This is a genomic window from Streptococcus mitis (genome assembly GCF_905187495.1).
GTDB classification, from domain to species: domain Bacteria; phylum Bacillota; class Bacilli; order Lactobacillales; family Streptococcaceae; genus Streptococcus; species Streptococcus mitis_CU.
Genome location: NZ_CAJJIB010000151.1, coordinates 567,958 through 591,158, shown reverse-complemented (window position 1 = coordinate 591,158; position 23,201 = coordinate 567,958). Strand labels below are relative to the sequence as shown.

The window sequence follows — 23,201 nt, the reverse complement described above, 5'->3', positions numbered from 1 at the left end:
AGCCTTGCTCCTCAGTTTGAGGAACAGGGCTTTTTCTTATCTGTTTAGCGGTTGTCAATTTTCTCTGGATAGAGGTCGTGTTGGAAGAGGCGTTGTTCTGCCAAGCCTTCATACTTGGTTCCTGGCTTACCGTAATTGTAGTAGGGGTCGATTGAAATGCCACCGCGTGGAGTGAATTTTCCCCAGACCTCTAAATAGCGAGGGTCTAGCAAGTTGACCAAGTCTTTGCCGATGGTATTGATACAGTTTTCGTGAAAATCCCCATGATTTCGGTAACTAAAGAGGTAGAGTTTGAGGGATTTTGACTCGACACAGAGCTTGTCAGGAATGTAGGAAATATAAATCGTCGCAAAGTCTGGCTGAGCAGTGATTGGACACAGTGAGGTAAATTCAGGACAGTTGAATTTGATGAAATAGTCATTTTCCACATGACGATTGTCAAAGGATTCGAGGACTTCTGGTTGATAGTCGAAAATGTAGTTGGTTTCTTTGTTGCCGAGGAGGCTTAGGTTTTTCATTTCTTCTTGTTGTGACATAATTTTTTCTTTCTAATTTTATACTTAATGAAAATCAAAGAGCAAACTAGGAAGCTAGCCGCAGGCTGTACTTGAGTACGGTAAGGCGAAGCTGACGTGGTTTGAATTTGATTTTCGAAGAGTATTAAACACCACGTTGGTTGTCGTAGAGGAGAGTATGGAGTTGAGGAAGGACGCGGACATTGCCCCAGCTATCGTCAGCAGCGACGCGTTCCCAGAGTTCTTTGAGGCGGTCCAGTTGGTCTTGGACAATATTTCCTGTAGCCTTGGGCTCAGGATTTCCAGCCGATAAGAAGAGAACATCTGGTTGGTAGCGTTCTTGAATTCCTTTGGCAAAAGCCAAATCGACATCGTCAAAGACAGGGATTTTAAAGGTGACCTTGTCTGGATCCAATTGGGAAACGATAAAGTCCAGGGTCTCAAAGTTGACTTCCATCTTGGATGAAGGAGGTTTGGGACTCAGAGTGACCTGGTCGATGTCTTTCAACCAATTTTGCCAGCGAGAGCCTTGAGTTTCAACAGCCAGAGTGACACCACGTTCCTTGAGTTTGGTGACTAGCTCAGCCATGTTGGCTGCTAGGATAGCAGGATTTCCCCCAGATAGGGTTACATAGTCGTAGCTCCCTAATTTATCCAACTCAGCAATGACCTCGTCAGCTGTCATGCGAGTTGGCTTTTCAGATCCATCCCAAGTAAAGGCAGAATCGCACCAGTCGCAGTGGTAGTCGCAGCCAGCAGTGCGGACAAACATGGTTTTCTGCCCGATTGCACGGCCTTCGCCTTGAAAGGTTGGGCCAAAAATTTCTAGAACTGGTAGTTTGAGGACACGTTCCCTAGTCATCTAACCACTCCCGTCTAAACTCCGCAAAGGCAGTCGGAGTCTCATAGAGGCGAACGTATTCCAAACGGAGACCGCGCTCGTCTGGCAACTCTTGACTCATAGTTTGGAAAATCCAGTAAACCATATTTTCAGCAGTCGTGTTCATATAGGGCAGGGTCTCATTGAGATAGCGATGATCCAAGTGGGGCTCTAAGTAGTTCTTGTAGATTGCTTTGATATCTCCGAAATCGTAGGTCATGCCACGTTCATCTAAAAATCCACTGACAGCAATCTGCAAATGATAGGTGTGGCCATGAAGGGACTTACATTTTCCCTCATAGTGAAAGAGGTGGTGGGCAGCATCGAAGGTAAACTCTTTTGATACCAAGGTTCTGTGAGGATTGTAGACAAGAGACTCCCCGGTTTCCTGTTTGATTTCTTTGGGTGCAAAAAACATTAGTCCTCTCCTTTCTGTGAGAGATAAACATCTAAACCATGTTGCCGTAGGTGGCAGGCTGGGCAATCTCCACAGCCACTTCCGATAATCCCGTTATAGCAGGTTAAGGTCTTTTCACGAACATAGTCAAAGGCACCGAGTTGGTCAGCTAATTCCCAAGTTTCAGCCTTGTCTAGCCACATGAGAGGTGTTTGGATAACAAAGTCGAAATCCATGGCAAGGTTGAGGGTAACATTAAGGGATTTGACAAAGACATCTCGACAGTCAGGGTATCCTGAGAAGTCTGTCTCGCAGACACCTGTCACGATATCTTTAATGCCACGTTGCTTAGCAAGAACAGCCGCAAAGGATAGAAAGAGGTGGTTGCGACCATCAACGAAGGTATTGGGAACCTCTCCCTCTTTTTGCTCAATTTCCAGATCAGAGGTCAGGGCATTTTCAGTAATTTGTCCCAGCAGAGACATATCGAGGATATGGTGATGGATACCTTGTTCCTTAGCGATTTCTCTAGCGACTTGAATTTCGAGATGATGGCGTTGACCGTAGGCAAAGGTGACTGCTTCGACCGTTTCATAGTGTTCTTTAGCCCAAAAGAGGCAGGTTGTAGAATCTTGACCGCCACTAAAGACGACCAAGGCTGATTGACGTTTCATAGTACTCCTTCCAAAATGGGAAATGTTCAGAGCACGCAAAAAGCTCCCTTGAGGGAGCTAAAAAATACCAAGTAGAGGTTTTTTTTAGCGATGGCATGTCCCAAACATCGTAATATTCTACTTACAGTCTAGCATATTTTTTTAAAAATGGCAAAGGGCAAGAAAAAAGAGACCAAAGCAAGTACTTGGTCTCTAGTATGATTAGCTCAATTCAGCAACGATGGCCTTGATTTGTTCTGCTGTGTGAACACCAGCAACTTGTTTCACTACTTGGCCGTCTTTTTTGAAGAGAAGAGTTGGGATAGACATGATTCCAAAGGCACGAGCTGTGTTTGGATTTTCATCAACGTCCATTTTAACGATTTTCAAAACATCTTCTGAAAGTTCTTCAGACAATTTGTCCAAGATTGGACCTTGCATACGACATGGACCACACCAAGTTGCCCAAAAGTCTACCAAGACCAAACCGTCTTTTGTTTCTTGTTCGAATGTTGCATCTGTAATTGCTTTTGCCATTGTATTTCTCCTTTTTTAGTTATATTGGCTTAAATCTTGTTTCTTGAGATAGAAGAAGATATCTCCATAAGTCCCATGGTAGTCCAAATCATGACCATTGTAAGTTAATTTTTGGACAGGGTAGTAGTCTGCGACGCCGATAAGACAAGCTTGTTGTGAACGATCAAAGTCTTCATAAGATTCGAAAGTTACAGTTCTTTCGTTCTTGCTGGCATCTAGATAGGTAATTTCAATCATGTTTAAAACTCCTTTGTTTAATGATGATTTTATTTTACTCCTTGTAAAAGAGAATGTCAAGAAAAATGATTGCGCACGCAACTTTTTTCTAAAATCATCTTAAATCAAGAAATCTAAACCAGTTTCCAAGCTTGCTTCGACAGCCTTTTGTAGCGAGGCCAGTGTCTTTTGCCCATCACCTGTCAGGCAAATAAAGCTAGAGCGCCTATCTTGATCACAACACCTGCGACTAAGCAGACCACAATTTTTGGCTTCCAAGCGAGCCACCATCCGAGAAACAGCGCTCGGGCTCAGATGAAGCTTATCTGGCAGGTCAATCTGGCGTAGAGATTTTTCTTGAGCCAAGTCCAGATAGTAGAGGAGGTAGAATTCTTTCAAGGTCAGACTTTGCTCGCTCTGCTGGGCAATGGTCTCTTCCAAGAGACTTTCAATTTCTTTCTGACGCCGATTGAAGTCAAACCATTTTTCTAAATAGGTCATAGTATCTCCTTTCTTTTTAGAGTTATAAAATAGAAGAATGTCCATTCACGGACAATCTCTGCATCACAAGATGATTGCGCATGCAATAATTATACTACTTTTCAAGAATGCTGGCAAGAAGGACGCTGAAATCTTTTATCCTAAATTACACTGTTTTCACAAGTCAAGAATTGTTTGTATGCCCTTTCTATTTCTAATTTTTATTATCCCTTGTGCATTTCCTTGAAATTTTCTGAAAAAAGAGTAAACTGGTATGCAAGAAGTCTATTTCGTGGAGTTTAGGATGAAATTATATGTTCAATTAATGATTCTCTTTGTGATTTCTCTAATCGGAGAGGGAATCTCTAGTTTCTTTCACTTGCCCATCCCAGGCAGTATTATCGGTTTGATTATTCTCTTTCTAGCCCTGCAATTTAAGTGGCTGAGAACCAGGCATGTCAATATGGTGGGGAATTTCTTGCTGGCCAATATGACCATTCTCTTTTTGCCGCCAGCAGTGGGAATCATGGAGAAGTTTGATGTGATTGCTCCCTATCTTTTGCCCATTGTTTTGATTGTCTTTTTTGCAGCAGTCATCAATATTATCCTCATAGCCTTGGTAGTTCAGTTCATCAAACGACGGTTTGAGGGAGATTATGAGAAAGGAGATGCCAAATGAGTGAATTTGTTTCCAATCCCCTGTTTGGGCTGGCCCTGTCTATCTTAGCCTATCTAGTGGGAATGCTGATTTACAGACGTTTTCCCCATCCATTGACAACGCCCTTGCTTTTGTCAGCTGTTTTCATTATCATCTTTCTAAAAGTGACGGGTATTTCTTACCAAGATTACTACCAAGGTGGGGTTTATTTGAACAACTTGATTGTCCCATCGACCGTGGCTCTAGGGATTCCGCTTTACAAGAGTTTTCATTTGATGAAGCACCATGCTCGGAGTATTCTCTTTGGTAGTTTGTTAGCGGTAGTGGTCAATACATCTTTCACGGCCCTTGTAGCAAAGATTTTTGGAATGGACTTTTTCCTAGCCATTTCTCTCTTTCCTAAGTCAGTAACAACCGCCATGGCAGTTGGGATTACAGAAAAATTGCAAGGCTTGACGACTGTGACCTTGGTTGTTGTGGTGGCGACTGGGATTTTAACCAGTGTCATCGGCCCAACACTTTTGAAGTGGTTGAAAATAGATGATCCAGTAGCTGTTGGTCTTTCCCTTGGAGGAACAGGTCACGCAGTCGGAACAGGCACAGCCTTTCGATACGGTTCTGTAGCAGGAGCCATGGGTGGTTTGTCTATCGGTGTCACCGGTATTCTCTATGTCTTTGTCAGCCCTATTGTAGCCAGTTTGATATTGAGTTAAATCAAAACCCAGCTTTTTAGCTGGGCATTTTTTATTGTAAATTAACCTTGTTTTTCAAGATATAGTAGGTTCCGAGGTAAAAGATAGCTATGAATATGAGTTCTTCAACAATGCCTACGCTTGCTCCCATATAGAAATTATCATTAAATCCTGCAAGTGAATTAATATAGAAGTTAGTACTGGTATTGAAGAAGACTTCAATAAATCCAATGACGATTTGGATACCAATGTAGGCTGCAACAGCGAGTGCGGTACGGTATTCATTGAACAGTTGTCCGATGGAAATAGCCAAGTAGATGCAGAGGATTCCTGAGATGGTATTTAGTAGGAAGGATACCCCCATAAGAGAGAGTTGAGGAAGGAATGTTCCTACAAGTGGAATCAACTCAGAATTTGATATCCATTCTGGAACCGTTATGGTAACAATAATAAAAGCGCTTAGAACTAGTACAGTGGAGCTAAGGATAGACCAAATGAAGGCTCCAACTAATTTGGCTGTGATGATATGGTGTTCAGAAACTGGCAAGGTCAAGGTCAGATAGCCTTGTCGGTCATAGACACTACCTTTGAATCGTTTAATAATCAAGAAAATGGTTGAAATCCCAAGTGTAATCATCAATCCACCAAAGACGAGAGCCAGAAAGAAAAGTAAGACAGGTTGGCTATCTTTGAAAGATACATAATTATAGTAGTGTACTTGCATTCCTATGAGAACGGAAAGAACTAGCACGGCAGCGTAAAGGGCTAAATACCACTTGTTAACATTTTTAAATTCGTAGCGAACTAAATTCCAAAACATAATAATCTCCTTTGCTTAGGCCTTAAATTCCTGACGGAAGAGTTGGTCAATGGATTCACCTGACTCATAGCGAATATCGTCTACATTACCTTGACGAACGACTTTTCCATCTTTGAGGAAGATAATTTCATCCAAGATTGGCTCGATATCAGAAATCAAGTGGGTAGAAATCAAAACGGTAGAAGTTGGGGAGTAGTTGTTGATAATGGTATTGAGGATATACTCACGGGCTGCTGGGTCCACCCCACCAATGGGTTCGTCTAAAACGTAGAGACGAGCATCACGGCTCATAACTAAAATTAGTTGGACCTTTTCCTTGTTCCCTTTTGATAGTTTCTTGAGACGACTATTTTCATCAATGCCCAGATCTGCAAGCAGATGATGGGCGCGTTCAAGATTGAAATCTTTATAGAAGGTCTTAAAGTAGGTTAGGGCTTCTTTGACCTTCATTTGCTCATTGAGATAGGTCGTATCCGGCAAATAAGCTACGATAGCCTTGGTTGCTGGGCTTGGATCCATGTCGTTGATCAGGACACGTCCTTGATCTGGTTGCAAGAGGCCGTTGATTAGTTTAATCAGGGTTGTTTTTCCTGAACCGTTTGGCCCAAGGAGACCAACAATTTTTCCAGCGGGGATGTCAAGAGAAACATTTTCAAGGGCTGGGGTTGCTCCATAAGATTTGGATACATTTTCAAATGCTAGTAATGACATAGGCTTAAACTCCTTTAATATAATCGCCGACTACGCCTGGTAGTTCTTCTTTTTCATAGCCAAAATGGGTCATGGAGGAAACGAAGTGTTCCAATTCTTCTTCCGATAATTGTTTGCGTGATTGGGCGATCAGCTCTTTATCTTCAGTCACAAATCGTCCAGTTGTGCGCTTGCTGTAGACAAATCCTTCTCGTTCGAGGTCTGACAAGGCTCTTTGGATGGTGTTTGGATTGACACCGGCCTCGCTAGCCAGCTCTCTCACGGTTGGAAGTTGTTGATTGGGTTCCAGTGTATGGGAAACAATCTGAAGCTTGATTTTCTCCATAATCTGTAAATAGATGGGTTTTTTGTTGTCAAATGTCCAGGACATCTTGGTCTCCTTTCTTTTATCTCTTTGTCTTAATTAAATAATACAACAAAACAAAAAACTTGTCAAGCAAAAAGAAGAATTGTTTTGGGAATCGTTTAAAAAATGGTATAATGAAAAGAAAACGATAAGGAGGGAAAGGATGCGTTGTCCAAAATGTGGGGCTACCAAGTCAAGTGTTATCGATAGTCGCCAAGCAGAAGAAGGGAACACCATTCGTAGAAGACGTGAGTGCGATGAATGCCAACACCGTTTTACAACCTACGAACGAGTAGAAGAAAGAACCTTAGTGGTTGTTAAAAAAGATGGCACACGGGAACAATTCTCCAGAGATAAAATCTTTAATGGAATTATCCGCTCAGCCCAGAAACGTCCTGTGTCAAGTGATGAAATCAACATGGTAGTCAATCGTATCGAACAGAAACTCCGTGGTCGAAATGAAAATGAAATTCAAAGTGAGGACATTGGTTCACTCGTCATGGAGGAGTTGGCTGAGTTAGATGAGATTACCTATGTACGTTTTGCCAGTGTCTATCGTAGTTTTAAGGATGTCAGTGAGCTAGAGAGCTTGCTCCAACAAATCACCCAGTCCTCTAAAAAGAAAAAGGAAAGATAAATGAAGCCAATTGACCGTTTTTCTTATCTAAAGAATAATCGGGTGTCGCAAGATACCTCATCTCTGGTACAGTGCTACCTCCCGATTATCGGTCAGGAGGCACTGAGCCTTTATCTTTATACCATCAGTTTTTGGGATAATGGCAGAAAGGAACACCTCTTTTCAAACATTCTCAACCATCTAAACTTTGGGATGGATAGACTGATAAAATCCCTGAAAATCCTATCTGCTTTTAATCTCTTGACCCTCTATCAAAAGGGTGATATCTATAAGCTAGCTATCAATACTCCTCTCTCGACTCAGGACTTCTTGGAACATCCTGTTTATCGCAGACTTTTGGAGAAAAAAATTGGCGATGCAGCTGTGGAGGATTTGAAAGTTGAGAGTGCTGAGGGAGAAGAAATACCTGTCTCACTCAATCAAGTCTTTCCAGACTTGGCAGAACTGGGAAGTCAAGAAGACCTTGGTCTCAAGAAGAAAGTGGCCAACGATTTTGACTTGGACCATTTTCGTCAGCTTATGGCTCGAGATGGGCTTCGTTTTGCGGATGAGAAGTCCGATGTCTTAAACCTCTTTGCCATTGCCGAGGAGAAGAAATGGACTTGGTTTGAGACCTATCAACTGGCTAAGTCAACAGCTGTTTCCCAGGTTATTTCAACCAAACGCATGCGGGAAAAAATCGCTCAAAAACCTGTTTCCTCTGACTTTAGTCCTAAGGAAACGACCATTATCAAAGAAGCCAAAAGTAAAACGGCCCTGCAGTTCTTAGCAGAAATCAAGCAGACACGCAAGGGGACCATTACCCAAACAGAAAGAGAACTCTTGCAACAAATGGCTGGTTTGGGCTTGCTGGACGAAGTTATTAATATTATTCTCTTATTGACCTTTAATAAGGTGGATTCGGCAAACATCAACGAGAAATATGCCATGAAAGTAGCCAATGACTATGCCTATCAAAAGATTCATTCGGCAGAAGAAGCAGTCATGCGAATCCGTGAGCGTGGGCAGAAGAGTCAGGCTCAAAAAGGCAGTAAACCCGGTCCTGCTAAGTCCAATGTACCCAAGTGGAGCAATCCAGATTATAAGAATGAAACCAGCGAGGAAACTCGTCTGGAACTAGAACGTAAGAAACAAGAACTATTAGCTCGATTAGAAAAAGGAGGAGATTAGATGGAAAGTGTCGGAGACGTACTCAAGCGTCAACCTAGCCGTTTTCATTATCAAGATTTGGTCCAGAAAATCATGAAGGACCCTGATGTTGCGGCCTTTATCCAGCAAGAATCCCTCAGCCCAGAGGAATTGAATCGCAGTATCTCCAAATTTAACCAGTACATTACCGAGCGTGACAAGTTTCTACGTGGGGATACGGATTATATTGCCAAAGGCTACAAGCCGATTTTGGTTATGAATCATGGTTATGCGGACGTTTCTTATGAAGAAACTCCTGAACTAATCGCAGCGGAAAAAGAAGCGGCTATTAAGAATCGTCTCAAGTTAATCAATCTGCCAGCCAGTCTTAAGAAAGCTAGTTTAGCTCAAGTAGATTTGGATGATTTGGGGCGCTTGCCAGTTTTTGAAAAGCTATTAGCCTTCGTGGAGCAATATCCAGCTATGCGAAAAGGTCTTTACTTATATGGAGACTTTGGTGTGGGTAAAAGTTTCATGGTGGCTGCCTTAGCCCATGATTTATCAGAAAAACGTGGTGTTTCCTCCACTCTTCTCCACTATCCTAGCTTTGTCATCGATGTCAAAAATGCTATCGGTGATGGCAATGTCAAGACCTTGGTGGATGAGATTAAGCTTTCTGAAGTCCTGATTTTAGATGATATTGGTGCCGAGCAATCAACAGCTTGGGTGCGGGATGAAATCCTGCAAGTCATTCTCCAATATCGGATGCAGGAAAATTTACCGACCTTTTTCACCTCCAACTTCAACTTTGAAGAATTGGAGCAGCATTTTGCTAAAGGGAAACATGGAAATGACGAAACCTGGGAAGCCAGACGCGTCATGGAACGCATCCGTTATTTGGCAGAGGAGACTCGTTTAGAAGGAGTAAACCGTCGATGACAGAAACAATCAAATTAATGAAGGCTCATACTTCAGTGCGCAGGTTTAAAGAGCAAGCCCTTCCTCAGGAAGACTTGACTGAAATCCTGACAGCAGCCCAAATGGCCTCGTCTTGGAAGAATTTCCAATCCTACTCTGTGATTGTGGTACGAAGTCAAGAAAAGAAAGAGACTTTATATGAATTGGTGCCTCAAGAAGCCATTCGCCAGTCAGCTGTTTTCCTTCTCTTTGTCGGAGATTTGAACCGAGCGGAAAAGGGAGCCCGACTTCATACAGACTCATTCCAACCCCAAGGTGTAGAAGGTCTTTTGATTAGTTCGGTCGATGCGGCTCTTGCTGGACAGAATGCCCTGCTGGCAGCTGAAAGCTTGGGCTATGGTGGTGTCATTATTGGCTTGGTTCGATACAAGTCCGAAGAAGTGACAGAGCTTTTTAACCTGCCTGACTACACCTATCCTGTCTTTGGGATGGCGCTAGGTGTGCCAAATGAAGAACATGAAGTCAAACCTCGCTTGCCATTGCATCAAGTAGTATTTGAGGAAGAATACCGAGAACAGTCAACTGATGCAATCCAAGCTTATGACCGTGTACAGGCGGACTATGCTGGGGCGCGTGCGACCACAAGCTGGAGTCAGCGTCTAGCAGAACAGTTTGGTCAAGCAGAACCAAGCTCAACTAGAAAAAATCTTGAACAGAAGAAGTTATTGTAGAAAGTGAGAAATTATGGCCCTACCAACTATTGCCATTGTAGGACGTCCCAATGTTGGGAAATCAACCCTATTTAATCGGATCGCTGGTGAGCGAATCTCCATTGTAGAAGATGTCGAAGGAGTGACACGTGACCGTATCTATGCAACGGGTGAGTGGCTCAATCGTTCTTTTAGCATGATTGATACAGGAGGAATCGATGATGTCGATGCTCCTTTCATGGAACAAATCAAGCACCAGGCAGAAATTGCCATGGAAGAAGCAGATGTTATCGTCTTTGTCGTGTCTGGTAAGGAAGGAATTACCGATGCGGACGAATACGTAGCCCGTAAGCTTTATAAGACCCACAAACCAGTTATCCTCGCAGTGAACAAGGTGGACAACCCTGAGATGCGAAATGATATCTATGATTTCTATGCCCTCGGTTTGGGTGAACCACTGCCTATCTCATCTGTCCATGGGATTGGTACAGGGGATGTGCTAGATGCCATCGTAGAAAATCTTCCAAATGAATATGAGGAAGAAAATCCAGATGTCATTAAGTTTAGTTTGATTGGTCGTCCAAACGTTGGAAAGTCAAGTTTGATCAATGCTATCTTGGGAGAAGACCGTGTCATTGCTAGTCCTGTTGCTGGAACAACGCGTGACGCTATTGATACCCACTTTACAGATACAGATGGTCAAGAGTTTACCATGATTGATACGGCTGGTATGCGTAAATCTGGTAAGGTTTATGAAAATACCGAGAAATACTCTGTTATGCGCGCCATGCGTGCTATTGACCGCTCAGATGTGGTCTTGATGGTCATAAACGCGGAAGAGGGTATTCGTGAATACGACAAGCGTATCGCAGGATTTGCCCATGAAGCCGGTAAAGGGATGATTATCGTGGTCAACAAGTGGGATACGCTTGAAAAAGACAATCACACTATGAAAAACTGGGAAGAAGATATCCGTGAGCAGTTCCAATATCTACCTTACGCACCGATTATCTTTGTATCAGCCTTGACCAAGCAACGTCTTCACAAACTGCCTGAGATGATCAAACAAATCAGTGAAAGTCAAAACACACGTATTCCATCAGCTGTCTTGAACGATGTCATTATGGATGCCATTGCCATCAACCCAACACCGACAGACAAAGGAAAACGTCTTAAGATTTTCTATGCGACCCAAGTGGCAACAAAACCACCAACCTTTGTCATTTTTGTCAATGAAGAAGAACTTATGCACTTTTCTTACCTACGTTTCTTGGAAAATCAAATTCGCAAGGCCTTTGTTTTTGAGGGGACTCCAATCCATCTCATCGCAAGAAAACGTAAATAAAAAAGCAGAATCTGGAATGACATTTCCAGATTTTTTTGATAAAATGAAGTTGAAGAAAGCGCTATCAAAAAGAGGTGTTGATGATGGAACATTTGTTTAAATTGTTAATCTTATTACCCTGTTTTTACTTTTTCAGCTGGATTGAAAAGGCCAACAGAGATAGTAAATTTTTCCCAATTTTTTACTATTTTTACTGGATTTACATCATCCTCTATGCTCTTTTTAGCCTTGCTTGGACAGTTTTTTCAGTCTTGTTTTTCAATATCCTATTGAGAAATGTGACAGATATCAAGTTTTGGGGCATTTGGTTTCTTTTTATTCTGCTAGCTATTGGTCTGAATAGGTCAACTTATTTCTGTCTCAAAAAAATGTTTCGCTTGAGACGGGAACTAGGGAAGTCTAAAGGTGGAAGGCATTGATTTATATTGGTAATAACATTTAATAGAACGAAACTAAAGAAAACAATTTTAAAGAGGAGGTGTCGATGATGAAACTGTCCTTTAATTGGTTTCATTTGATACTCTTATTTCCTTGTTTTTATTTTTTCTATTGGATAGACAATGCTGACAGAAACAGTAAAATTTTCCCCATCTTCTACTATTTTTACTGGATTTATATTTCCCTTTTAGCTCTGTTTAGCTTGGATATGACAATTTTTTCATTCTTATTTTTCCCTTTTGTTCTGAGCCATGATTCAGATGCTAGTACTTGGGGTGTTGGGTTGATTTTGATAGTCATATCTCTAGGCAGTGACTGGTTAGATTATATCTTTTTCAAAAAAATGTTTCGCTTGAGACGGGAACTAGGACAATCTAAAGGCGAAAGGCATTGATTTATATCGGTTTTTATTGATAGGAGGTAGCTTATGGCACATCTAAAATCATTTATTACACGCTATTCCAAGGTCTATATTGGTTTAGTTCTGCTAATCTGGCTTGCTTTCTTCTTTCTTCCTTGGGATAAACCAGTTCTGGGAATATCTATCAATCTCTTCATCATGCAGAAAGTTTTACTAGTTTTTGGCATTCTGTCCATTTTGATGGCCTTGTTATCCAAGAAAGTCAGTCTCTTTGTTTTTGGACTTATCTGCTGTCTTTCCCTTTGGATTAATCTATTTATCCTATTTGCTCTTTTGCCGATTTTTGGCAATTAAACAGTCATAAAATTCAGAGAGGTTAGCTTGGAAACTAGCCTCTTTTTCCTTTTCAAAATGGGGATTCTTCCTTGAAAATAATCAGTAATTGTGCTAAAATTAAAAGAACATTCTAAAATATTCGGAATTTAAAGTAAGGAAAAACATGGCTAATATTTTAAAAACAATTATCGAAAATGATAAAGGAGAAATCCGTCGTCTGGAAAAGATGGCCGACAAGGTTTTCAAATACGAAGACCAAATGGCTGCTTTGACAGATGACCAACTAAAAGCAAAAACAGTTGAATTTAAAGAACGTTATCAAAATGGAGAATCACTGGATTCATTACTTTATGAAGCTTTTGCGGTTGTCCGTGAGGGTGCCAAACGTGTCCTAGGTCTCTTCCCTTATAAGGTTCAGGTCATGGGTGGAATCGTTCTTCACCATGGTGACGTGCCAGAAATGCGTACAGGGGAAGGGAAAACCTTGACTGCGACTATGCCAGTATACCTCAATGCCCTCTCAGGTAAAGGGGTTCACGTAGTTACGGTTAACGAATACCTATCAGAACGTGACGCGACTGAGATGGGAGAATTGTACTCATGGCTTGGTCTGTCAGTAGGGATTAACTTGGCTGCCAAATCTCCAATGGAGAAAAAAGAAGCCTATGAGTGTGATATTACCTACTCAACCAACTCAGAAATCGGATTTGACTACCTTCGTGATAACATGGTCGTTCGCGCTGAAAACATGGTACAACGTCCGCTTAACTATGCCTTGGTCGATGAGGTTGACTCAATCTTGATTGACGAGGCCCGTACACCTTTGATTGTATCAGGTGCTAATGCGGTTGAAACTAGTCAGCTCTACCACATGGCAGACCACTATGTAAAATCGTTGGACAAAGACGACTACATCATCGATGTGCAATCTAAAACTATTGGATTGTCTGATTCAGGGATTGATAAGGCTGAAAGCTACTTTAAACTTGAAAATCTCTACGATATCGAAAATGTAGCTCTGACTCACTTTATCGATAACGCCCTTCGTGCCAACTACATCATGCTTCTCGATATTGACTATGTGGTGAGCGAAGAGCAAGAAATCTTGATCGTCGACCAATTTACAGGTCGTACCATGGAAGGTCGTCGTTATTCTGATGGATTGCACCAAGCCATTGAAGCCAAAGAAGGTGTTCCAATCCAAGATGAAACCAAGACATCTGCCTCAATTACTTACCAAAACCTTTTCCGTATGTACAAGAAATTGTCTGGTATGACGGGTACTGGTAAGACTGAGGAAGAAGAATTCCGTGAAATTTACAACATTCGTGTTATTCCAATCCCAACAAACCGTCCTGTTCAACGTATTGACCATCCAGACTTGCTTTTTGCTAGCATTGAAGCTAAGTTTAAGGCCGTTGTTAAAGACGTTAAGGCTCGTTACCAAAAAGGTCAGCCTGTCTTGGTTGGTACAGTTGCGGTTGAAACCAGTGACTACATTTCTAAAAAATTGGTCGAAGCTGGTGTTCCTCACGAAGTCTTGAACGCCAAAAACCACTATAAAGAAGCCCAAATCATCATGAATGCTGGTCAGCGTGGTGCTGTTACCATCGCAACTAACATGGCCGGTCGTGGTACCGACATCAAGCTTGGTGAAGGAGTTCGCGAATTGGGAGGACTTTGTGTTATTGGTACAGAACGTCATGAAAGCCGTCGTATCGACAACCAGCTTCGTGGACGTTCAGGTCGTCAGGGAGACCCAGGTGAGTCACAATTCTACCTATCTCTTGAAGATGACTTGATGAAACGTTTTGGTTCTGAACGCTTGAAGGGAATCTTTGAACGTCTCAACATGTCTGAAGAGGCGATTGAGTCTCGTATGTTGACACGTCAGGTTGAAGCGGCACAAAAACGTGTCGAAGGAAATAACTACGATACCCGTAAACAAGTCCTTCAGTATGACGATGTCATGCGTGAACAACGTGAGATTATTTACGCTCAACGTTACGATGTTATCACTGCAGACCGTGACTTGGCGCCTGAAATTCATTCAATGATCAAACGCACGATTGGTCGTGTCGTTGATGGTCATGCGCGTGCCAAACAAGATGAAAAACTTGAAGCAATTTTGAACTTTGCTAAGTACAACTTGCTTCCTGAAGATTCGATTTCAATCGAAGACTTGTCAGGCTTGTCTGATAAGGCCATTAAGGAAGAACTCTTCCAACGTGCCTTGCAAGTTTACGATAGTCAGGTTTCAAAACTACGTGATGAAGAAGCAGTCAAAGAATTCCAAAAAGTTTTGATTCTACGAGTGGTGGATAACAAGTGGACAGATCATATCGATGCCCTTGATCAATTGCGTAATGCGGTTGGACTTCGTGGTTATGCTCAGAACAACCCAGTTGTTGAGTATCAGGCAGAAGGTTTCCGTATGTTTAATGACATGATTGGTTCGATTGAGTTTGATGTGACACGCTTGATGATGAAAGCACAAATTCATGAACAAGAAAGACCACAAGCAGAACACCATATCAGTACAACAGCGACTCGTAATATCGCTGCCCACCAAGCAAATATGCCAGAAGATTTGGATTTGAGCCAGATTGGACGGAATGAACTTTGCCCATGTGGTTCTGGTAAGAAGTTTAAAAACTGTCACGGTAAAAGACAATAAAATGAGATAGTTTAGAGGCGGATACCTTGTGAAAAGTAAATTTTTACTTGGTATCCGTTTGCTTTATAAGGAGATGAGTTATGGTATTTACAGCAAAAAGTCCTAAAATTAATATTGAAGAAGTTCGTGCCTTATCAAAATTAGAAGGTCAAGCTTTAGAGAGAAAATCACAGCGTGATCAAGAGCTAGAAGCCATTATACGTGGAGAAGACCAACGGATTCTCTTGGTAATCGGGCCATGCTCATCTGACAATGAAGAAGCTGTTCTTGAGTACGCTAAGCGTTTGGCAGCTTTGCAAGAAGAAGTAGCAGACCGTATCTTTATGGTTATGCGTGTTTATACTGCCAAACCCCGTACCAACGGAGATGGCTATAAGGGCTTGATTCACCAGCCTAATGCGACAGAAGCCCCTAGCCTCATCAACGGAATCAAAGCCGTTCGACATCTTCATTATCGTGTCATCACGGAAACAGGTATGACTACTGCTGATGAAATGCTTTATCCTGAAAATCTACCGCTTGTAGATGATTTGATTTCTTACATGGCAGTTGGTGCACGTTCGGTTGAAGACCAGCAACACCGCTTTGTGGCAAGCGGGGCAGATTTTGCGACTGGGTTTAAAAATCCAACCTCTGGAAATCTCAATGTTATGTTTAATGGGATTTATGCTGCTCAAAACAAACAAAGTTTCCTTTTCCTAGGAAAAGAAGTGGAAACAACTGGGAACCCGCTTTCGCACGCTATTCTTCGTGGAGCGATCAATGAGTATGGTAAGAATATTCCTAACTACTACTATGATAATTTGATGGATACTATTGCTCAGTATGAGAAGATGGGCTTGGAAAATCCCTTTATCATTGTGGACACCAATCATGATAATTCTGGTAAGCAATATATGGACCAAATTCGAATTGTCCGTCAGACCTTGATTAACCGTGACTGGAATGAAAAGATCAAGCAGTACGTTCGTGGCTTTATGATTGAGTCTTATCTAGAAGACGGCCGTCAAAACGAACCGGAAGTATTTGGCAAGTCTATCACAGACCCTTGCCTTGGCTGGGAAAATACGGAAGCCCTTGTCAGAGAAATCTACCAAACGTTAGGAGAATAAGATGGCATTTATTGAAAAAGGTCAAGAAATCGATATTGAAGCAATCAAGGCAGAAACCCAATTGTCTGCGGAAGCCTTGCGTCTAAAGGAGCGTCGTGATAGAGAAATGGCAGACATTATTTCAGGAGAAGATGACCGGATCCTTTTGGTGATTGGTCCTTGCTCGTCTGACAATGAAGAGGCTGTCTTGGAATATGCCCGTCGTTTATCTGCTTTGCAAAAGAAGGTGGCGGACAAGATTTTCATGGTTATGCGTGTTTATACAGCTAAACCTCGCACTAACGGAGACGGCTATAAAGGTTTGGTTCACCAGCCAGATACTTCAAAAGCTCCAAGTTTGATCAACGGCTTGCAGGCTGTGCGCCAGTTGCACTACCGCGTGATTACAGAGACTGGTTTGACAACGGCAGATGAGATGCTTTATCCGTCAAATCTGGTCTTGGTAGATGATTTGGTCAGCTACCATGCTGTAGGAGCTCGTTCTGTAGAAGACCAAGAGCACCGTTTTGTGGCCTCAGGGATTGATGCGCCAGTCGGAATGAAAAATCCAACCTCTGGAAATCTGGGTGTCATGTTTAATGGCATCTATGCCGCTCAGAACAAACAGACCTTCCTCTTCCATGGTCAAGAAGTTGAGACTTCAGGAAATCCCTTGGCCCACGTCATCCTTCGTGGAGCAGTCAATGAATATGGGAAAAATGAGCCTAACTTTTACTACGAAACTTTGCTAAATGCCATTGAACGCTATGAAACCATGGGACTTGAAAATCCCTTTATCCTCATTGATACCAACCATGATAACTCAGGCAAGCAATATATGGAGCAGATTCGAATTGTTCGTCAGACCTTGCAAAATCGTGACTGGAATGAGAAAATCAAAAAGACGGTTCGAGGCTTTATGATTGAATCCTACCTGGCAGATGGTCGTCAAAACCAACCAGAGGTCTTTGGTTGTTCTATTACCGACCCTTGCCTAGGTTGGGAAAATACAGAGGCCTTGGTAGAAGAAATCTATGCTACCTTGACAAAATAAGTGAAAAGGATGGAGTTGGGGAATCTCAACTCCTTTTGATGAGAATGATAGTTGGACACGGAATTGACATCGAAGAATTGGCTTCGATAGAAAGCGCAGTTACACGACATGAAGGTTTTGCTAAGCGCGTGCTGACCGCTAAGGAAATGGAGCGCTTCACCAGTCTCAAAGGACGCAGGCAAATAGAATATTTAGCTGGTCGCTGGTCGGCTAAGGAGGCCTTTTCCAAGGCAATGGGAACTGGTATTGGCAAGCTCAGTTTTCAGGATTTGGAAGTCTTGAATAATGAACGCGGGGCGCCTTATTTTAGTCAGGCACCATTTTCAGGAAAGATTTGGCTGTCTATCAGCCATACAGATCAGTTTGTGACAGCCAGTGTCATTTTGGAGGAAAATCATGAAAGCTAGTCCACATAGACCAACCAAGGCTCTGATTCATCTGGGAGCTATTCGACAAAATATTCAGCAAATGGGGGCTCATATACCTCAAGGAACGCTCAAATTTGCAGTAGTCAAGGCTAATGCCTATGGTCATGGAGCTGTTGTCGTTGCTAAGGCAATCCAAGAAGATGTAGACGGATTTTGCGTTTCCAATATTGATGAAGCCATTGAACTCAGACAAGCTGGACTAAGGAAGAAAATCCTCATTTTAGGAGTTTCTGAAATCGAAGCTGTTTCTCTTGCTAAAGAATACGACATCACCTTGACTGTGGCCGGACTGGAGTGGATCCAAGCCCTCTTAGATAGGGAAGCAGACCTAACTGGATTGACAGCCCACCTTAAGATTGACTCAGGAATGGGACGGATTGGTTTTCGAGAGGCTAGTGAGGCTGAGCAAGCTCAAGACTTGCTCAGACAACATGGTGCTGGTGTTGAAGGGATTTTTACCCACTTTGCTACTGCAGACGAGGAATCAGATGACTATTTTAATGCCCAGTTAGAACGGTTTAAAACTATTTTGGCCAGTATGAAAGGTCTTCCAGAGCTGGTTCATGCCAGCAATTCTGCAACGACCCTTTGGCATGCAGAGACTATTTTCAATGCGGTTCGTATGGGGGATGCTATGTATGGTCTGAATCCTAGCGGAGAGGTCTTGGACTTGCCCTATGACTTGAAACCAGCCTTGACCTTGGAATCTGCCTTGGTTCACGTCAAGACAGTTTCAGCTGGAGCTTGCATGGGCTACGGAGCGACATATGAAGCGGATAGTGAGCAAGTCATTGCGACGGTGCCAATCGGCTATGCGGATGGTTGGACACGAGATATGCAGAATTTCACTGTCTTGGTAGATGGCCAAGCTTGCCCAATTGTTGGACGAGTTTCTATGGACCAAATCACTATTCGTCTGCCTAAGCTTTATCCGTTGGGAACAAAAGCAACCTTAATTGGCTCCAACGGAGGCAAGGAAATCACAGCTACTCAGGTAGCGACCTACCGTGGGACTATTAACTACGAGGTCGTTTGTCTCCTCAGCGATCGCATTCCGAGAGAATATTATTAGAAAAGAAAGGAGTGGAGCATGAATCTACATCAACCCTTGCATGTCTTACCTGGTGTGGGACCAAAGTCAGCAGAAAAATACGCCAAACTAGGAATTGAAAATTTGCAAGACCTCTTGCTCTACTTTCCTTTCCGATATGAAGACTTCAAGACCAAGCAAGTGCTGGAACTGGAAGACGGTGAAAAGGCGGTTCTTTCTGGTCAAGTCGTGACTCCTGCCAGTGTCCAGTATTATGGTTTCAAGCGCAATCGCCTGCGTTTTAGCCTCAAGCAAGGAGAAGTCGTTTTTGCGGTGAATTTCTTTAACCAGCCCTATCTAGCAGATAAGATAGAGTTGGGAGCAACTCTTGCCGTCTTTGGAAAATGGGACCGTGCCAAGGCTAGTTTGACTGGGATGAAGGTCCTGGCTCAGGTGGAAGATGACCTCCAGCCTGTTTATCGCTTGGCTCAGGGAATCAGTCAGGCCAGTCTGGTCAAGGTCATCAAGATGGCCTTTGATCAGGGACTGGACCTCTTGATTGAGGAAAATCTTCCCCAGTCTTTGCTCGATAAATACAAACTCATGTCCCGTTGTCAGGCCGTTCGTGCCATGCATTTCCCCAAGGATTTGGCAGAATACAAGCAAGCCCTTCGACGTATCAAATTTGAGGAACTCTTTTATTTCCAAATGCAATTGCAGACGCTTAAGTCTGAAAATAGAGTTCAGGGAAGCGGTTTGGTTCTGGATTGGTCTCAGGAAAAAGTGACAGCAGTCAAAGAAAGCTTGCCTTTTGCCTTGACTCAAGCTCAGGAAAAGAGTTTGCAGGAAATTTTAACCGATATGAAGTCGGACCACCACATGAATCGTCTCCTACAAGGAGATGTGGGGAGCGGAAAAACGGTAGTCGCTGGCTTGGCCATGTTTGCGGCGGTGACAGCTGGCTATCAGGCTGCTCTCATGGTGCCAACAGAAATCCTTGCAGAGCAACACTTTGAGAGTTTACAGAACCTTTTTCCAGACTTGAAACTGGCTCTTTTGACAGGTTCCTTGAAAGCTGCAGAAAAGAGAGAAGTTTTGGAGACCATTGCCAAGGGTGAGGCTGATTTGATTATTGGAACCCACGCTCTGATTCAGGATGGGGTGGATTATGCTCGTCTGGGCTTGATTATCATCGATGAGCAGCACCGCTTTGGTGTAGGGCAAAGGCGTGTTCTGAGAGAAAAAGGCGACAACCCAGATGTCCTCATGATGACGGCGACTCCTATTCCACGGACGCTGGCTATCACAGCATTTGGCGATATGGATGTTTCCATTATCGACCAGATGCCAGCAGGACGGAAACCCATTGTGACACGCTGGATCAAGCATGAGCAACTACCTCAGGTCTTGACTTGGTTAGAGGGGGAAATCCAAAAAGGTTCTCAAACCTATGTCATCTCTCCCTTGATTGAAGAATCAGAAGCTCTGGATTTGAAAAATGCCATTGCCTTATCAGAAGAGTTGACGGCTCATTTTGCTGGCAAGGCCGAAGTAGCCCTCCTACATGGCAAGATGAAGAGTGACGAAAAAGACCAGATAATGCAGGAGTTCAAAGAGCGAAAAACAGATATTCTGGTTTCGACGACGGTTATTGAGGTTGGGGTCAACGTTCCCAATGCGACCGTCATGATTATCATGGATGCCGATCGCTTCGGGCTCAGCCAGCTTCACCAGCTCAGAGGTCGAGTTGGTCGCGGGGACAAGCAGTCTTATGCAGTTCTCGTTGCCAATCCCAAGACTGATTCTGGGAAAGACCGCATGCGCATCATGACAGAAACGACCAATGGATTTGTCCTTGCGGAGGAAGATTTGAAAATGCGTGGTTCAGGTGAAATTTTTGGAACCAGACAGTCAGGTCTCCCAGAGTTCCAAGTAGCTGATATTATCGAAGATTTTCCGATTTTAGAAGAAGCCAGAAAGGTTGCTAGCTACATTAGTTCGATAGAAGGCTGGCAAGAGGATCCAGAGTGGCGCATGATTGCCCTTCATTTGGAAAAGAAAGAACATTTAGATTAATACTCTTCGAAAATCAAATTCAAACCACGTCAGCTTCGCCTTGGATTATATATGTAACTGACTTCGTCAGTCTTATCTACAACCTCAAAGCAGTGCTTTGAGCAACCTACGGCTAGTTTCCTAGTTTGTTCTTTGATTTTCATTGAGTATAAGCTTTCTATAAGGAAATCTTAAGCTAGCTTTCAGGTTTGGTCCTTATACTAGAGTCATCAAAAAGAAACGAGGACTCTCACATGACCGTAACGATTAAAGTAAATTACCAAACCACTTTCCAAAAGAAAGAAGCAAAAAAATAATATTGAAGAGAAGGAAGAAAGAGCGAAATGCTCTTTTTTTGTTTTTAAAACTATTTTCAGACGATAGGTTTGAAGAAATAAAATCTAAATTCATTTTCTATTTGCCCTTCTTTCTTGCATTGCTTTCATAGATATGCTACAGTGGTGGCAGCGATTACAAAATCAAAGGAGCATGTTATGAAAAATCCAGCTTTATTAGAAGAAATCAAGACTTATAAAGGAAGGGATGAGGTTCCAGAAGACTTTGATGCTTTCTGGGATGAAGAGGTAAAAAGAGTTTCCTCTCTTCCTACCTATCAGTTGGAGGAAAGAGATTTCCATATTCCCCAAGTCAAGTGTTATGAACTGACCTTTGAGGGAACTAATGAAGGCAAGGTCTATGCACGAGTTGTTCTTCCAAAAAGTGAAGGTAAGGTTCCGCTAATCTTCTATTTCCATGGTTGAATGGAGATATTTTGTAGTTTGTTTGTTACACGAGAGAATCTGAGATAGAATTTGTATTTATTTTCCACTGAAAAGCCTGATTTTACGAGCCCACTGAAAAAGCCATCAACTTGATGACTTTTTCAGTGGGCTTGTTTTTATAGGATTCTTTTTTAATTCGTAAGCAAAAATATATTAATTATATAAAATAAAGAAACTAGGAACATTTTTTCTATTTTTTTAGAAATAAAATATTATATAGAAATTCCGAAAGAAATAATAAAATCAAAATAAAAAATTAAGAAAATATTATAGCGTGAATATATTATCATTGATAAATGTTCTTACAAGACATACAATGACAATAAAAAGCATAAAAAATTATTATATTTTCATTTATGTTTTCATATTTAGTGTTCTGTTATGAAATGAAAGAAATTGGAAACTAGTTTCTAATTTATGAAAAATATTGAAAAAAATAAAATAAGTGTTAAAATAAATAATGTAAACGTTTACTTTAACTAAGGAGCTCATATGTTACTGCAAAAAGAACTAATTCCAATGATAGAAGCTAACTTACCAAATATGGCATATGCTGAAAAAGACGTTGCTAAATTCTTCTTAAAACAGAAACCTCTAAATGATTATTCATCTGAAGCATTGTGCGAATACCTTAATGTATCCAAAGCAACATTGACTCGATTTGCGAAAAAATGTGGTTTTAAAGGTTTTAGACAATTCATTTTCAAATACCAAGAGATGATTCGTGAGAAAGAAAAGTTGGCATTATATACAGAGGCAACAGAAAAAGTTTTATCCGACTATGAAGAAATGTTGAGAAAAACTTACACGGTTCTTGATGAAGTTCAACTTGAGCGTATTGCTGAGATGATAGAAACTGCTGAGCGTGTATATCTCTACGGTAAAGGAAGTTCTGTTCTTGCTTTACAAGAAATGAAGATGAGATTTATGCGTCTCGGAGTGATTGGTGAAGTATTATCAGACGAGGACATGATTTTGTGGAGTAGCTTATTACTTAATGAAAATTGCCTTGTCATTGGAGCATCCATTTCAGGTCAAACTGATATTGTACTAGAAGGTCTACAAAAAGCTGCGGATAAAGGCGCTAAAACAGTTTTAATGACTACAAGAAAATTTGACGAAGAAGATTGTTTTTTTGATGAACTATTGTTATTAGCTTCGACCGATCATCTCTCGTATGGCAATCGCATATCACCTCAGTTTCCAATACTTTTAATTACAGACTGCTTATTCTCTAATTATCTGGAAAGTCCAGAGAGACAATATTATTACAATCAAACAATTATCCATAAGGAGGAATAATAAA

27 protein-coding genes and 1 pseudogene are annotated in these 23,201 nt (G+C 41.9%); 18 read left to right on the top strand and 10 right to left on the bottom strand.

What is annotated here, in order from left to right:
* Window positions 1-44: 44 nt before the first annotated feature.
* The 7 genes from queF to JQ843_RS09025 all read right to left on the bottom strand — a co-directional run bounded on the left by queF (window position 45) and on the right by JQ843_RS09025 (window position 3,699).
* Entirely contained in the window at window positions 45-536 is a 492-nt protein-coding gene (gene queF, locus JQ843_RS09055; RefSeq protein WP_000082579.1) for a preQ(1) synthase, read from the bottom strand.
* Window positions 537-660: 124 nt separating this feature from the next.
* On the bottom strand, window positions 661-1,377 hold the full coding sequence (gene queE / locus JQ843_RS09050) for a 7-carboxy-7-deazaguanine synthase QueE (protein ID WP_203213452.1): 717 nt from the start codon (window positions 1,375-1,377) through the stop codon (window positions 661-663).
* On the bottom strand, window positions 1,370-1,813 hold the full coding sequence (gene queD, locus JQ843_RS09045; protein ID WP_000464575.1) for a 6-carboxytetrahydropterin synthase QueD: 444 nt from the start codon (window positions 1,811-1,813) through the stop codon (window positions 1,370-1,372). The genes queE and queD overlap by 8 nt, the downstream gene beginning before the upstream one ends.
* On the bottom strand, window positions 1,813-2,466 hold the full coding sequence (gene queC, locus JQ843_RS09040; protein WP_125456397.1) for a 7-cyano-7-deazaguanine synthase QueC: 654 nt from the start codon (window positions 2,464-2,466) through the stop codon (window positions 1,813-1,815). Before queC ends, queD begins: the two co-directional genes overlap by 1 nt.
* A 201-nt stretch (window positions 2,467-2,667) precedes the next feature.
* Window positions 2,668-2,982 carry a thioredoxin gene (gene trxA / locus JQ843_RS09035; protein WP_001029581.1) on the bottom strand — a complete coding sequence of 105 codons (315 nt, stop codon included), beginning with the start codon at window positions 2,980-2,982 and terminating at the stop codon, window positions 2,668-2,670.
* Window positions 2,983-2,997: 15 nt separating this feature from the next.
* Window positions 2,998-3,219 (bottom strand): DUF4649 family protein, encoded by a 222-nt coding sequence (locus JQ843_RS09030; protein ID WP_000570255.1) that lies wholly within the window; start codon window positions 3,217-3,219, stop codon window positions 2,998-3,000.
* Window positions 3,220-3,318: 99 nt separating this feature from the next.
* Entirely contained in the window at window positions 3,319-3,699 is a 381-nt protein-coding gene (locus tag JQ843_RS09025) for a MarR family winged helix-turn-helix transcriptional regulator (protein WP_061590387.1), read from the bottom strand.
* A gap of 283 nt (window positions 3,700-3,982) precedes the next feature.
* Here JQ843_RS09025 and JQ843_RS09020 point away from each other — a divergent pair, with 283 nt between their 5' ends.
* Both JQ843_RS09020 and JQ843_RS09015 read left to right on the top strand, forming a co-directional pair.
* Window positions 3,983-4,357: a CidA/LrgA family protein gene (locus tag JQ843_RS09020; RefSeq protein ID WP_000781325.1), complete on the top strand. Its 375-nt coding sequence runs from the start codon at window positions 3,983-3,985 to the stop codon at window positions 4,355-4,357.
* Window positions 4,354-5,049 carry an LrgB family protein gene (locus JQ843_RS09015; RefSeq protein WP_024057288.1) on the top strand — a complete coding sequence of 232 codons (696 nt, stop codon included), beginning with the start codon at window positions 4,354-4,356 and terminating at the stop codon, window positions 5,047-5,049. The genes JQ843_RS09020 and JQ843_RS09015 overlap by 4 nt, the downstream gene beginning before the upstream one ends.
* 31 nt (window positions 5,050-5,080) lie before the next feature.
* On the opposite strand, the gene JQ843_RS09010 is transcribed toward JQ843_RS09015, so the two are convergent.
* The 3 genes from JQ843_RS09010 to JQ843_RS09000 are packed head-to-tail and all read right to left on the bottom strand — an operon-like array spanning window position 5,081 to window position 6,929.
* Complete coding sequence (locus tag JQ843_RS09010; protein ID WP_020903238.1) at window positions 5,081-5,848, bottom strand: hypothetical protein; 768 nt, start codon at window positions 5,846-5,848, stop codon at window positions 5,081-5,083.
* Between the two features lie 15 nt (window positions 5,849-5,863).
* Window positions 5,864-6,559, bottom strand: a complete 696-nt coding sequence (locus JQ843_RS09005; protein WP_020903239.1) for an ABC transporter ATP-binding protein — start codon at window positions 6,557-6,559, stop codon at window positions 5,864-5,866.
* Between the two features lie 4 nt (window positions 6,560-6,563).
* Window positions 6,564-6,929 carry a GntR family transcriptional regulator gene (locus tag JQ843_RS09000; protein WP_000119149.1) on the bottom strand — a complete coding sequence of 122 codons (366 nt, stop codon included), beginning with the start codon at window positions 6,927-6,929 and terminating at the stop codon, window positions 6,564-6,566.
* A 139-nt stretch (window positions 6,930-7,068) separates the two neighbouring features.
* Here JQ843_RS09000 and nrdR point away from each other — a divergent pair, with 139 nt between their 5' ends.
* The 16 genes and pseudogenes from nrdR (at window position 7,069) to JQ843_RS08925 (ending at window position 23,197) form a co-directional block, all read left to right on the top strand.
* Complete coding sequence (gene nrdR, locus JQ843_RS08995; RefSeq protein ID WP_001203672.1) at window positions 7,069-7,542, top strand: transcriptional regulator NrdR; 474 nt, start codon at window positions 7,069-7,071, stop codon at window positions 7,540-7,542.
* Complete coding sequence (locus JQ843_RS08990) at window positions 7,543-8,712, top strand: DnaD domain protein (RefSeq protein WP_203213451.1); 1,170 nt, start codon at window positions 7,543-7,545, stop codon at window positions 8,710-8,712.
* Window positions 8,713-9,609: a primosomal protein DnaI gene (dnaI, locus tag JQ843_RS08985; RefSeq protein ID WP_203213450.1), complete on the top strand. Its 897-nt coding sequence runs from the start codon at window positions 8,713-8,715 to the stop codon at window positions 9,607-9,609.
* Window positions 9,606-10,319 carry an NADPH-dependent oxidoreductase gene (locus tag JQ843_RS08980; RefSeq protein ID WP_203213449.1) on the top strand — a complete coding sequence of 238 codons (714 nt, stop codon included), beginning with the start codon at window positions 9,606-9,608 and terminating at the stop codon, window positions 10,317-10,319. Before dnaI ends, JQ843_RS08980 begins: the two co-directional genes overlap by 4 nt.
* Window positions 10,320-10,332: 13 nt before the next feature.
* Complete coding sequence (gene der / locus JQ843_RS08975) at window positions 10,333-11,643, top strand: ribosome biogenesis GTPase Der (protein ID WP_001207696.1); 1,311 nt, start codon at window positions 10,333-10,335, stop codon at window positions 11,641-11,643.
* A gap of 83 nt (window positions 11,644-11,726) precedes the next feature.
* Complete coding sequence (locus JQ843_RS08970; protein WP_203213448.1) at window positions 11,727-12,062, top strand: hypothetical protein; 336 nt, start codon at window positions 11,727-11,729, stop codon at window positions 12,060-12,062.
* Between the two features lie 65 nt (window positions 12,063-12,127).
* Window positions 12,128-12,475 carry a hypothetical protein gene (locus JQ843_RS09795; protein WP_238393768.1) on the top strand — a complete coding sequence of 116 codons (348 nt, stop codon included), beginning with the start codon at window positions 12,128-12,130 and terminating at the stop codon, window positions 12,473-12,475.
* A gap of 33 nt (window positions 12,476-12,508) precedes the next feature.
* Window positions 12,509-12,796, top strand: a complete 288-nt coding sequence (locus JQ843_RS08965) for a hypothetical protein (RefSeq protein ID WP_203213447.1) — start codon at window positions 12,509-12,511, stop codon at window positions 12,794-12,796.
* A gap of 145 nt (window positions 12,797-12,941) precedes the next feature.
* Window positions 12,942-15,455 carry a preprotein translocase subunit SecA gene (secA, locus tag JQ843_RS08960; RefSeq protein ID WP_203213446.1) on the top strand — a complete coding sequence of 838 codons (2,514 nt, stop codon included), beginning with the start codon at window positions 12,942-12,944 and terminating at the stop codon, window positions 15,453-15,455.
* An 80-nt stretch (window positions 15,456-15,535) separates the two neighbouring features.
* Window positions 15,536-16,567 carry a 3-deoxy-7-phosphoheptulonate synthase gene (locus tag JQ843_RS08955; protein ID WP_049500894.1) on the top strand — a complete coding sequence of 344 codons (1,032 nt, stop codon included), beginning with the start codon at window positions 15,536-15,538 and terminating at the stop codon, window positions 16,565-16,567.
* Window position 16,568: 1 nt separating this feature from the next.
* Entirely contained in the window at window positions 16,569-17,600 is a 1,032-nt protein-coding gene (locus tag JQ843_RS08950) for a 3-deoxy-7-phosphoheptulonate synthase (RefSeq protein ID WP_049500897.1), read from the top strand.
* A 44-nt stretch (window positions 17,601-17,644) separates the two neighbouring features.
* Entirely contained in the window at window positions 17,645-18,007 is a 363-nt protein-coding gene (acpS, locus tag JQ843_RS08945; protein WP_203213496.1) for a holo-ACP synthase, read from the top strand.
* On the top strand, window positions 17,997-19,100 hold the full coding sequence (gene alr, locus JQ843_RS08940) for an alanine racemase (RefSeq protein WP_203213445.1): 1,104 nt from the start codon (window positions 17,997-17,999) through the stop codon (window positions 19,098-19,100). The genes acpS and alr overlap by 11 nt, the downstream gene beginning before the upstream one ends.
* 18 nt (window positions 19,101-19,118) lie before the next feature.
* Entirely contained in the window at window positions 19,119-21,134 is a 2,016-nt protein-coding gene (recG, locus tag JQ843_RS08935) for an ATP-dependent DNA helicase RecG (protein ID WP_203213444.1), read from the top strand.
* Between the two features lie 473 nt (window positions 21,135-21,607).
* Window positions 21,608-21,871 (top strand): annotated as a pseudogene (locus tag JQ843_RS08930) (acetylxylan esterase); the annotation flags it as partial.
* Window positions 21,872-22,387: 516 nt separating this feature from the next.
* Complete coding sequence (locus JQ843_RS08925; protein WP_203213443.1) at window positions 22,388-23,197, top strand: MurR/RpiR family transcriptional regulator; 810 nt, start codon at window positions 22,388-22,390, stop codon at window positions 23,195-23,197.
* Window positions 23,198-23,201: the final 4 nt, after the last annotated feature.

Coding starts and splice junctions, on each gene's coding strand:
- JQ843_RS08925 (WP_203213443.1), top strand. CDS start 22,388: ATGTTACTGCAAAAAGAACTAATTCCAATGATAGAAGCTAACTTACCA.
- JQ843_RS09795 (WP_238393768.1), top strand. CDS start 12,128: ATGATGAAACTGTCCTTTAATTGGTTTCATTTGATACTCTTATTTCCT.
- queE (WP_203213452.1), bottom strand. CDS start 1,377: ATGACTAGGGAACGTGTCCTCAAACTACCAGTTCTAGAAATTTTTGGC.
- recG (WP_203213444.1), top strand. CDS start 19,119: ATGAATCTACATCAACCCTTGCATGTCTTACCTGGTGTGGGACCAAAG.
- JQ843_RS08990 (WP_203213451.1), top strand. CDS start 7,543: ATGAAGCCAATTGACCGTTTTTCTTATCTAAAGAATAATCGGGTGTCG.
- queD (WP_000464575.1), bottom strand. CDS start 1,813: ATGTTTTTTGCACCCAAAGAAATCAAACAGGAAACCGGGGAGTCTCTT.
- JQ843_RS08965 (WP_203213447.1), top strand. CDS start 12,509: ATGGCACATCTAAAATCATTTATTACACGCTATTCCAAGGTCTATATT.
- JQ843_RS08970 (WP_203213448.1), top strand. CDS start 11,727: ATGGAACATTTGTTTAAATTGTTAATCTTATTACCCTGTTTTTACTTT.
- JQ843_RS08980 (WP_203213449.1), top strand. CDS start 9,606: ATGACAGAAACAATCAAATTAATGAAGGCTCATACTTCAGTGCGCAGG.
- JQ843_RS08955 (WP_049500894.1), top strand. CDS start 15,536: ATGGTATTTACAGCAAAAAGTCCTAAAATTAATATTGAAGAAGTTCGT.
- nrdR (WP_001203672.1), top strand. CDS start 7,069: ATGCGTTGTCCAAAATGTGGGGCTACCAAGTCAAGTGTTATCGATAGT.
- JQ843_RS08950 (WP_049500897.1), top strand. CDS start 16,569: ATGGCATTTATTGAAAAAGGTCAAGAAATCGATATTGAAGCAATCAAG.
- JQ843_RS09015 (WP_024057288.1), top strand. CDS start 4,354: ATGAGTGAATTTGTTTCCAATCCCCTGTTTGGGCTGGCCCTGTCTATC.
- alr (WP_203213445.1), top strand. CDS start 17,997: ATGAAAGCTAGTCCACATAGACCAACCAAGGCTCTGATTCATCTGGGA.
- JQ843_RS09030 (WP_000570255.1), bottom strand. CDS start 3,219: ATGATTGAAATTACCTATCTAGATGCCAGCAAGAACGAAAGAACTGTA.
- JQ843_RS09000 (WP_000119149.1), bottom strand. CDS start 6,929: ATGTCCTGGACATTTGACAACAAAAAACCCATCTATTTACAGATTATG.
- der (WP_001207696.1), top strand. CDS start 10,333: ATGGCCCTACCAACTATTGCCATTGTAGGACGTCCCAATGTTGGGAAA.
- trxA (WP_001029581.1), bottom strand. CDS start 2,982: ATGGCAAAAGCAATTACAGATGCAACATTCGAACAAGAAACAAAAGAC.
- JQ843_RS09005 (WP_020903239.1), bottom strand. CDS start 6,559: ATGTCATTACTAGCATTTGAAAATGTATCCAAATCTTATGGAGCAACC.
- JQ843_RS09010 (WP_020903238.1), bottom strand. CDS start 5,848: ATGTTTTGGAATTTAGTTCGCTACGAATTTAAAAATGTTAACAAGTGG.
- queC (WP_125456397.1), bottom strand. CDS start 2,466: ATGAAACGTCAATCAGCCTTGGTCGTCTTTAGTGGCGGTCAAGATTCT.
- JQ843_RS09025 (WP_061590387.1), bottom strand. CDS start 3,699: ATGACCTATTTAGAAAAATGGTTTGACTTCAATCGGCGTCAGAAAGAA.
- secA (WP_203213446.1), top strand. CDS start 12,942: ATGGCTAATATTTTAAAAACAATTATCGAAAATGATAAAGGAGAAATC.
- dnaI (WP_203213450.1), top strand. CDS start 8,713: ATGGAAAGTGTCGGAGACGTACTCAAGCGTCAACCTAGCCGTTTTCAT.
- queF (WP_000082579.1), bottom strand. CDS start 536: ATGTCACAACAAGAAGAAATGAAAAACCTAAGCCTCCTCGGCAACAAA.
- JQ843_RS09020 (WP_000781325.1), top strand. CDS start 3,983: ATGAAATTATATGTTCAATTAATGATTCTCTTTGTGATTTCTCTAATC.
- acpS (WP_203213496.1), top strand. CDS start 17,645: ATGATAGTTGGACACGGAATTGACATCGAAGAATTGGCTTCGATAGAA.